A 6,179-nucleotide genomic window follows, 5' to 3' on the forward strand; every position below is an offset into this window, starting at 1 on the left:
GCCATCTGCCTCTCCTCGACCCTCATCTGGATCAAGACCGACTTAATCAACACGGCCTAGGGGGGTCGATGTGCTCGGGCGCGCTTGCGAAAGTAAGCGAGGGTTCGGAAAGTATTGGTCTCGTGCGCGCCGCCGTCAGCGCCACCCAACGGGCAGAATGTCCTCCATGCGCCGAGCAATGTCGCTGAGGCTGCAGTTGCTTCTGCTGCAGGCCGCCATCGTGTGCGTGGTGACGGTCGCGACGGGCGCGGTCGCCATCAGCGTGCAGGAACTGGCCATCAGAGACGCCCATCGTGAGCGCATGGTCGGCGTCGCTCAATCGATCGCCCGTTTGCCCTCGATCCATGACGCCCTCGACTCGCCGAATCCGAGCGCGAAGATCCAGCCGATCGCCGAGGTGCTGCGCGAGTCCTCGCAGCTCGCCTATGTCGTCGTGACGGATGCCGCCGGCATTCGGCTGAGCCATCCGAACCCTGAGCGCATCGGCGAGAAGGTGTCGACCGATCCCTCGGTTCCGCTGTCCGGTGAGGTCTATGTCGGCACGCAGACCGGGACCCTCGGCGAGTCGTGGCGCGTGAAGGTCCCGATCTTTGACGACGCGCAGCGCGTGATCGGAACCGTGTCCGTCGGCATGCTGGAGTCGGCCCTCGCCGCGGACGTGCAGATCTGGCTGCCCTGGCTGCTGGTCGCGGTCGCCGGGTCGACGCTGGTCGGCGTGTTCGGAGCGGCTGGAGTCACCGCCCTCGTTCGCCGGCGCATCTTCCGGCTGGAGCCCCAGCAGATCGCCGAGCTCGTCGACAGCCGGGAGACGATGCTCCACCGTCTCAGTGAGGGTGTCGTCACCGTCGACAGCGACGGCCGTGTCTCGATGGCCAACGACGCCGCAGCACGACTGCTCAACGTCGACGATCTGGTCGGGCGCCCGCTCACCGAGGTGGTCGATGCGCCGATCCTCGCCGTGCTCGAGGAAGGCGAGCCCGACGGGCGACTCGTGCTGGCGGGCGAGCGGGCACTGATCGCCCGCGGCACCGGCACGATCGACGATGACGGCCGGCGCGTGGGCGGCACTCTGCTGCTGAGGGATCACACCGAGCTCCACGCGGCGCTGCGGGAGATGGATGGCACGCAGTCGCTCACCGACGGACTGCGCGCGCAGGCGCACGAGTTCTCCAACTCCCTGCATGTCATCTCCGGACTGCTCGAGATCGGCCAGATCGATGAGGCTCGGGAGTTCGTCGCAAAGAGTCGCTCAGGCGGGGCGCTCGCCGTCGATGAGCCGGCCGCGAACCTCGGCGCGGAACTGGCGGCGCTGCTGTCGGTGAAGCTCGCGCAGGCGCGCGAGCGGGGGCTCGTGATGACGGTGGACGTCGAGGGGACGGTGCCGGGGGAGGCATCCGATGATCTGCGCACGGTGATCGGCAACCTCATCGACAACGCGTTCGACGCGTGTCGTGCCGAGGATCGCGTCGCGGTGGTCGTGCAGGCGGTGTCGGGCGAGGTGCGTGTGAGGGTGGACGATTCGGGCCCCGGCCTCGACGATGAGGTCGCTCGGCGCGCCTTCGACGAAGGGTTCAGCACGAAGGATGTCGCCGGTCGCCGCCGCGGCATCGGCCTCGCTCTCGTCGCGCGGGTCGCGCGGCGTCGCGGTGGCGGGGCCCGGGTGTCGCGGTCTCCCTGGGGCGGGGCGTGCTTCGAGGTCGAGCTACGGGTGCCGATGGCGGTGACCGCACGATGAACGTCCTCCGCGTGCTCATCGTCGACGATGTTCCGGCCGTCGCATCTCTGCACGCCCGGTTCGTGGACGCCCACGGCGGATGTCAGGTCGTGGGCACGGCTGCGACCGGTCCGGAAGCGGTGCGACTGGTGCGCGATCTCGCGCCCGATCTCGTGCTGCTCGACGTGTTCCTCCCCGGTTTCACCGGGCTCGAGGCCCTGCGGGTGCTGCGTTCCGACGGCACGATCGTGCAGCCGGAGGTCATCGCGGTGACGGCGGCCCGTGACGTCGACACCGTGCGAGCGGCTCGCATGCGCGGTGCTCGGCATTACCTGGTGAAGCCGTTCACGGCGGACGATCTTCATGCGCGTATCGACGATGTCCTTGCTGAGCGACGGGTGCCGCAGTCAATGCGCCCGGGGCTCGACCAGGATTCGGTCGATGCTCTGATGCGACCCGGCGCCAGGCGGCAGCTGCCCAAGGGTTTGAGTGCTCCGACGCTCCTCGTCGTGCGCAGTGCGCTCGCCGAGGCGGGCGAGGCGAGCGCTGCCGAAATCGCGGACCTCGCGGGACTCTCTCGCGTCAGCTGTCGGCGCTACCTCGAGCACCTCGCCGACTCGGGCACCGCGACCCGGTCACTTGACTACGGCACTGCCGGTCGCCCTCGAACGCGGTACCGGATCGCCGCGGAATCCCGCTGCTCCGGCCCGGTTGCGGCATCCCCACAACGCTGACACCGAGTTCCGCAGACGGTGACATGCAATTCCACAATGCCCTGGCCTGCGGCCCGCCTCGCGACCTAGGATCGCAGGGGCGGCGTGGCCACGAGCGCAGCCGCGAGCGGGTATCCCGCCGAAGCGAAGACGGAAGGACTGCGCACATGGAGCGCGACATCTACGACGAGGACCACGAGGCGTTCCGCGACGTCGTCAAGGAGTTCCTCAAGCGGTACGCGACGAACGAGAAGCGCGTGCAGTGGGAGAAGGACGGCGAGATCGACCGCGCGACCATGCTGGCCGCGGGTGAGGCGGGCATCATCGGCCTGTCGGTGCCGGAGGAGTTCGGCGGCGCCGGCATGCTGCAGGACTACCGCTTCCGCTCGATTGTGCTCGAGGAGACGATCGGCGTCGGACAGGGCTCGCTTGCCGGTGCGTTCGGCATCCAGGACGACCTGGCGGTTCCGTACCTCGTGCACATGGGCACCCAGGAGCAGAAGGAGAAGTGGCTCCCGCGCATGGCCACCGGCGAGGTGCTCGGTGCGCTTGCGATGACCGAGCCCGGCGCGGGCAGCGACCTGCGCGGCATCAAGACCACCGCGAAGAAGGTCGACGGCGGCTACATCGTCAACGGCGCCAAGACCTTCATCTCCTCGGGCAAGACCGCGGACATCGTCGTCACGTTCGTGAAGACCGGCGAGGGCAACCGTCCCGAGGCCTTCAGCCTGCTGATCCTCGAGAGCGGCATGGAGGGCTTCGACCACGGCAAGAAGCTCGAGAAGATGGGCTTCCACGGGTGGGACACCGCCGAACTCTCGTTCAGCGACGTCTTCGTGCCCGACGAGAACCTCATCGGCGGCAAGGAGGGCCTCGGCTTCATCCAGCTCATGATGAACCTGCCTCTCGAGCGCCTCTCGATCGGTGTCGCGGCGGCCGCCGCGGGCGAGGCCGCGTTCGTCTGGACGCGCGACTACACGCTCAGCCGTGAGGCGTTCGGCCAGTCGATCTCCGACTTCCAGAACACCCGGTTCCGTCTCGCCGACATGGCCACGACCGTCGATGTGATGTGGGCGTACATCGACCGCGCGATGCTGCTCTACAAGGACAAGAAGCTCACGGCCGAGGAGGCCGCGAAGGTGAAGTTCTGGGCGACCGACCGCGAGTGGGAGCTGCTCGATCTCGGCGTGCAGCTGCACGGCGGCTACGGCTACATCACCGAGTACCCGATCGCCCGGGCGTTCCTCGACGCGCGCGTGCACCGCATCTACGGCGGCACGAACGAGATCATGCGCGACATCGTGTCGCGTCAGATCGTCGGCAAGCGCTGACGCTCGGCACGAGGGGGACGGGGCGGATGCCTCGTCCCCCTCGTCATGCGCGGGCAGGAGCCGCCGCCCCGCGGCGTGGGTCTCGGGTCAGGATGCGGCGACGACGACGAAGACCGCGACGGTGAGCACCCAGCCCCCGGCGACCACGGCGGTGTCGAGGCGATGCCAGCGTGCGACCCGCGGCTCGGTGCGAGTCGCGTGGGCGCCGAACGCGCGCGCGTCCATCGCGAGCGCCACGCGTTCCGCGTGGCGGATGGCCCCGGCCAGCAGCGGCACCGCGTAGCCGAATCCCCGCGCGAGCGCGGTGAACGGGCCGGGGGGCGCGGCATCCCTCACCCGGTGCGCGCGCCGGATGACGTCGAGCTCGCGCGCGAACCGGGGCACGAAACGCAGCGCGGCGAGGGCGGCGTAGCCGACGCGGTAGGGCACGCGCAGGTGCTGCACGAGCGCCCGCACGAGGTCCGGTCCGTCGGCCGCCGAGCCCGCGGCGAACAGCAGCGCGGTGATGGCCGCCAGCCGCAGTGCCGTGGCCGCCCCGACGGTGAGCGCGCCGACGGTGAGGTCGCGCCCGGCGATGCCCACCGCGACGCGGGTGTCGGCGACCGTGGCGGGGTCGACCCACAGCGCGAACAGCAGCGCGAGCGCGACGATCGCGACCGGCAGCGCCAGCACGAGCAGAGCGAGCACGCGTGCCGACACGCGCGAGACGATCAGCGCGAGCGCCAGCCCGATGCCGAGGAACACCAGCGGCACCACCAGGTCGCGCGTGAACACGAGCCCGATCGAGGCCGGGATCACCGCGGCGAACAGTGTCAGCGGATCGAGTCCGAGACGCGTGCGGATCACCGTCGGTGCCGACGCGTCGATGGGAGTGGCGGTGGTCATCCGGCCACCGCCGTTCCCCGCACGGCGTCGAGGTCGGCGAGCCGCATCACACCCGACAGCGCCGGCTGGCCAGGCAGATCGGCGAACGCGACCCGCAACGGCGGCACCCGCAGCCGCGCCCGCCGCACGAGCGGTTCGTCGGCGAACAGCACGGCGGGGGAGGCATCCGCGATCACCCGGCCGCGCTCGATCACGAGCACCCGCTCGGCGTGCTCGGCGACCACCTGCATGTCGTGCGTCACCACGACGACCGTCGTGCCCTGCGCGTGCAGGTCGCCCAGCAGGCGCAGCAGCTCATCGGCGCGGGCGCGATCCTGCCCGTAGGTCGGCTCGTCGAGCACCAGCACGTCGGCGCCCTCGATGAGCGCGGTCGCGACGGACAGGCGCCGCTTCTGGCCCCCCGACAGCAGAAACGGATGCCGCGTCGCGTGCGCCGTCAGATCGAACCGCTCGAGCATGGCGTCGACCCGCTCGGCGACCTCGGCGGCCGAGCGCCCGCGCAGGCTGTGCGCGAGTTCCTCCCGCACCGTCGGTGCCACGAACTGATGCTCGGGGTTCTGGAACACGAAGCCGATGCGCCGGGTGGTGCGTCGGCGCGCGACGTCCGCACCCCGCACGTGGACGGTGCCGCGCGGCGTGCGTCGCACGCCCGCGATCGCCTGCGCGAGCGTCGTCTTGCCGGCGCCGTTGGGGCCGACGATCGCGACGAACTCGCCCGCGGCGATCGTGAGGGAGACGTCGTGCAGCACCTCGTCGCGCCCGTGGCGCAGCGTGAGTCCCGACACTTCGACGGCGTTCGCGGCGGGAGCGGTCGTGGAAGCGTCGGCCGGCGTGCGCGCTGCAGACGACGACGGTGCGTCGGCCGTCGCATCGATCGGCGGGGCCGCCGCGACGGCGGCGCGCAGCTCGGCGGCGGTCAGCGGCATCCGCTCGATCGGCACCCCGGCGCGCTGCAGCCGCAGGGCCGCCAGGGTGACCGCGGGAAGCCAGACACCGAGGGCGTCGAGCTCGGCGGCGCGGGCGCGCAGCACGTCGTCGACCGAGCCGTCGGCGACCGTGCGACCGGTGGCATCGAGCACGACCACGCGGTGGGCCACCTCGACCAGCTCGTCGAGATCGTGCTCGATCACGACGATCGCGTGATCGCCGGCCGACGCCAGGTCGCGCAGGGCGGCAAACACCTCGGCGGCGCCGGCCGGATCGAGGTTCGCGGTCGGCTCGTCGAGCACGATCGCGGGGGTGCCCATTGCGAGGGCCGCGGCGATCGCGAGCCGCTGCCGACCGCCGCCGGAGAGGATGTCGGGGTCGTCGTCACGGCGCTCCCACAGGTCGAGTCGCCGCAGGGCCGTCTCGACGCGCGTCGCGATCTCGGCGAGCGGGACGCGCAGGTTCTCGGGGCCGAAGGCGACCTCGTCGCGCACGCGGGCGGTCACGATCTGCGCATCCGGGTCCTGGAAGACCAGCGCGACCCGCGACGACAGCTCGGCGACGGTCGACGCGGATGCCGCGGCATCCCCGATCACGACGTCCCCCGTC

At 71.0% G+C, this 6,179-nt stretch carries 5 protein-coding genes; 3 read left to right on the top strand and 2 right to left on the bottom strand.

Going from position 1 to position 6,179, the window contains the following annotated elements:
- The first annotated feature begins 178 nt into the window (after positions 1-178).
- The 3 genes from ASG00_RS11100 (at position 179) to ASG00_RS11110 (ending at position 3,758) form a co-directional block, all read left to right on the top strand.
- Positions 179-1,735, top strand: coding sequence for an ATP-binding protein (locus ASG00_RS11100; RefSeq protein ID WP_200930921.1), 1,557 nt, complete (start codon positions 179-181; stop codon positions 1,733-1,735).
- Positions 1,732-2,448: a response regulator gene (locus ASG00_RS11105; protein WP_056209604.1), complete on the top strand. Its 717-nt coding sequence runs from the start codon at positions 1,732-1,734 to the stop codon at positions 2,446-2,448. Before ASG00_RS11100 ends, ASG00_RS11105 begins: the two co-directional genes overlap by 4 nt.
- Positions 2,449-2,594: 146 nt before the next feature.
- Positions 2,595-3,758: an acyl-CoA dehydrogenase family protein gene (locus ASG00_RS11110; RefSeq protein WP_045247535.1), complete on the top strand. Its 1,164-nt coding sequence runs from the start codon at positions 2,595-2,597 to the stop codon at positions 3,756-3,758.
- A gap of 87 nt (positions 3,759-3,845) precedes the next feature.
- Here the strand turns inward: ASG00_RS11110 and ASG00_RS11115 are convergent, their stop codons facing one another.
- Positions 3,846-4,643 (bottom strand): energy-coupling factor transporter transmembrane component T family protein, encoded by a 798-nt coding sequence (locus ASG00_RS11115; RefSeq protein ID WP_056209607.1) that lies wholly within the window; start codon positions 4,641-4,643, stop codon positions 3,846-3,848.
- A partial coding sequence (locus ASG00_RS11120) for an ABC transporter ATP-binding protein (RefSeq protein WP_235559508.1) occupies positions 4,640-6,179 on the bottom strand: 1,540 nt, incomplete at its 5' end. The genes ASG00_RS11115 and ASG00_RS11120, both read right to left, overlap by 4 nt.

The organism is Microbacterium sp. Leaf351, assembly GCF_001423825.1.
GTDB lineage: Bacteria > Actinomycetota > Actinomycetes > Actinomycetales > Microbacteriaceae > Microbacterium > Microbacterium ginsengisoli.